The sequence below is a fragment of the Sphaerochaeta sp. S2 genome, assembly GCF_016406725.1.
GTDB lineage: Bacteria > Spirochaetota > Spirochaetia > Sphaerochaetales > Sphaerochaetaceae > Sphaerochaeta.
This window is the reverse complement of sequence record NZ_JAEKNT010000244.1, coordinates 1-3,452: the sequence shown is the minus strand read 5'-3', so window position 1 is coordinate 3,452 and position 3,452 is coordinate 1. Positions and strand designations below refer to the sequence as shown.

Here is a 3,452-nt window from a genome sequence, read left to right as displayed (position 1 = left end):
GGCCACAGCAGGGTGGACACACCCGTTCCCATCCCGAACACGGAAGTTAAGCACCCTCACGCCGATGGTACTACGGTTAGCCGTGGGAGAGTAGGTAGCCGCCGGGCCTTTTTCTTTTTCCCTCCATCCCCTCCTTTGCCGGAGGGTATTTTTATTAAGAGAGAGTTCTCCTCCCCATTTTGTACCTTTCAATTGCCAAGGAATCCGGCTATACTTGCCCGAGGAGGAACCTGTGGCTTTAATCCCATTCTATAAACCGACCCTACGCAGGAAAGACATGGATGCAGTATTGCAGACCATGGTGGATGAACGTATCGGGCCGGGAGAACGCAAGAATGAGTTTCTGAAACAGTTTTGTACCTATATTGGAGCCGGAGAGGGGATTGCCCTTCGCAGTTATCCCGATGCTTTGCGTGCAGCATTGCTCACGCTCTCTCTTCCACCAGGGGCAAAAGTAGGGGTGAGTGTGCTCTCTCCTTCACTCTACGCCTTAATAGCAAAAGAAATGCAACTCGAGTTGGTACTCGGCGATATAGATGAGGAGAGTGGTTGTCTCAGCCAGGAAGAGGCGTCTCGCCTTGTCGAGGAAGGAGCACAGGCACTCTTGATTCATGAACCAATGTGCCAGATACCGCTGCACTGTGAATACCGATCACTTGGTATTCCTGTCATCGAGGACATCAGCCAAAGCCTTGGTAGCTGCTTTGATGAAGAGAAAGCCGGTGGTTTTGGAGACCTGGTTGTGTGTGCAATGGAAGAGGATGCTGTGGTCAGTGCAGCTGGGGGAGCAGTACTCGCCATCATGCATGGTGATTACCAGAAGACACTCAGTGCACTATTCCGTGAATATAGGGAGTATGTAGAACTTCCCGATATGAATGCAGCTCTGGGATTGATCCAGCTTTCCAACCTTGATGACCATCTTTCCAAGAGAAGGGAGTTCTATACGCTTTTTTCCAATGCACTTCTCAAGACTGAACACAAGCTGTATGGAATTGGGAACATAGATTTCAAACCCAATGGATATGGATTTTGCGTTGTCTTGGACTCCAGAGCCGAGGATGCCATCAAATTTGCGAACAAGTATCAGGTTTCTGCACAGAAAACGTTCTCAGACACCTTGGCTAAGGGGTACAGCGACCGATTTGATCTTTTCCCGAAAGCCCTTCCTCCCCATCTCAGAGGAATATCGCTTCCTCTTTACCCATTCCTGAAACAATCAGATACTGAGTTATTGATGAAGGTCATCAGCCACCTTCCGTAAGGAGTCAACTATGGAACAGAGACAGGTACGTCATGTATTGATCATTGCAAACTGGAGCAAGAAGACATCCCATACCCTCTCCCAGACAATTGTCGACTACCTTGCTGAGAAGGGGATTGAAAGTAGTGTAAGCAGAACGAACAAGGGAAACGAACCCTTGGTCGTGAATAAGGACACCGACTTGGTCATCTGTCTTGGAGGGGACGGGACGGTACTCTACTGTGCGCGCTACCTCCAGGATTTGGGAATCCCCATCCTTGCCATCAACGTAGGAACCTTTGGTTACATCACGGAGATATCGGTGGAGGAGTGGCAGGAAGCTATTGATTACTTCCTGGAAGGAAAGAACACCATCAGCAGAAGACTGATGATCAGGGTAGGGGTATTCAGGAAAGGCAAAAAGGTATTCACCGCTCACGGATTGAATGAGATGGTGGTATCCTCCAGTGGTATCAGTAAAGTCGTCAGCCTCTCTCTGCGTATCGGGTCAACAGAGGCAGGATTCTTTCGCTCGGACGGCATGATTATCGCAACCCCGACCGGTTCCACGGGCTACAGCCTCGCTGCCGGTGGGCCAATATTGGATGTTGACCTTACTTCCTTGATCATAACCCCTATTTGTCCATTCACCTTGTCCAACCGGCCACTGGTGGTTAGCGGGGACTCGACCATCACTCTGACCATCCCAAAAGGACAGAGAACCGGATTAATGCTCTCGGTGGATGGACAACAAAACTTCTGTTTGCAGGAAGATGATATGATTGTTGTGGAAAAATCCCAGAGCAAGGCACTGCTGGTCGCAAGCGAAAGGCGTAACTATATAGAAGTATTACGTGATAAACTAAATTGGTCCGGGGGAGGATTGCATGCTTGAGCGGCTTGAAATACACAACTATGCACTGATCGAAGACAGTGTCATCGAGTTTCCTGATGGATTCACGGTGATAACTGGTGAGACCGGTGCAGGAAAGTCAATAATCCTGGGAGCCCTTTCCCTGCTCTTGGGTGAGAAAACCGAAGTACAATCCATCCGAAGCGGACAGGAGAGTGCAACGGTAAGAGCCTCCTTTTCCCTTGATCCTCCCTATCCTCCAAACTTGGCTGCATATCTCGAACGGGAAGGCATTTCCCTTGACAATGAGAGCCTGATCGTCAGCAGGACCATCAAGAATAATGGACGTTCCTCGGTATCCTTGCAAGGTCGTCTATCCAGCCGAACAGAGTTGGCTGCGATCAGCAAGGAACTGCTTGATATCAGTGCACAGAGGGATCACCAGAGTTTGCTCAGCGCGGCTAACCAGCTTGCGGTGCTTGATGTCTATGGGAATTGCGATGAAGAGAGGATGGCCTACCGCTCTGCATATGAATCATACCTGGGGTTGAAAGATGAACTGGTGAAGAAAAAACAACAGCTTGAACAATCACAGAAGGAAGAGGATTTTCTTCGCTTTGCTGTTGAAGAGATTGCAAAGATAGATCCCAAACCAGGAGAAGATGACGAGATAGCTGAGCAGGTAAGGGTGATTGCAAGCTATGAGCAGATCCATGAATCGTTGAGCTCAGCCATTGGAGCACTGCACGGAGGGGAGATGGGGACCAGTGCCCTTGCCTCTCTCTCCCTTGCAGGCTCCGAGATTAGCAATGCTGCAAAAGCCGACCAATCCTTGGCCGAGTATGTTTCCCGTCTTGAAAGTGCTACCATTGAGATCGAAGATATCTATGAAAGTATCCGCGACTACCGCTCATCCATGAGCTACAGTGAGGAAGAACTCGACAGGTTGCAGGGTAGGCTTGCCAGCCTGCAACGGTTGAAGAAAAAATATGGACACACGCTTGAAGCGGTCTGTTCCTTCTACCAGGAGAGCCAGAGTCGTCTCAATCTTACTGAGGAACAGGAAATCTGGCTAAGCAAACTGGAGAAACAGATTGCTTCTGCAGCCGACCTAGTGGCCAGCAAAGCCGAAGTGCTCTCACAAAAACGACAGAAGGCTGCACAGAGGCTTTCCTCCCAGGTCGAGCAGAAACTCAGGACCCTTGGGATGAAGGAGGCACGCTTCTCTATCACCTTCACCCAAATACAACCAGGACCACAGGGAACAGATGAAGTAAGCTATGATATCTGTGCAAACCCTGGGCTGGAAATGCGTTCCATAAAGGATGTAGCCAGTGGAGGGGAGCTGTCACGTAT

At 49.7% G+C, this 3,452-nt stretch carries 3 protein-coding genes and 1 rRNA gene; all 4 read left to right on the top strand.

Annotated features, from left to right (window positions below; translation table 11 throughout):
* Positions 1 to 107, top strand: a 5S ribosomal RNA gene (gene rrf, locus JF818_RS06960); the annotation flags it as partial.
* A gap of 125 nt (positions 108 to 232) precedes the next feature.
* Positions 233 to 1,264 (top strand): DegT/DnrJ/EryC1/StrS family aminotransferase, encoded by a 1,032-nt coding sequence (locus JF818_RS06955; protein ID WP_198891308.1) that lies wholly within the window; start codon positions 233 to 235, stop codon positions 1,262 to 1,264.
* Positions 1,265 to 1,274: 10 nt separating this feature from the next.
* Entirely contained in the window at positions 1,275 to 2,138 is an 864-nt protein-coding gene (locus tag JF818_RS06950; protein ID WP_198891307.1) for an NAD(+)/NADH kinase, read from the top strand.
* Positions 2,131 to 3,452, top strand: a 1,322-nt coding sequence (locus JF818_RS06945; RefSeq protein WP_198891306.1) for a DNA repair protein RecN, incomplete at its 3' end; no start/stop codon positions are given. The genes JF818_RS06950 and JF818_RS06945, both read left to right, overlap by 8 nt.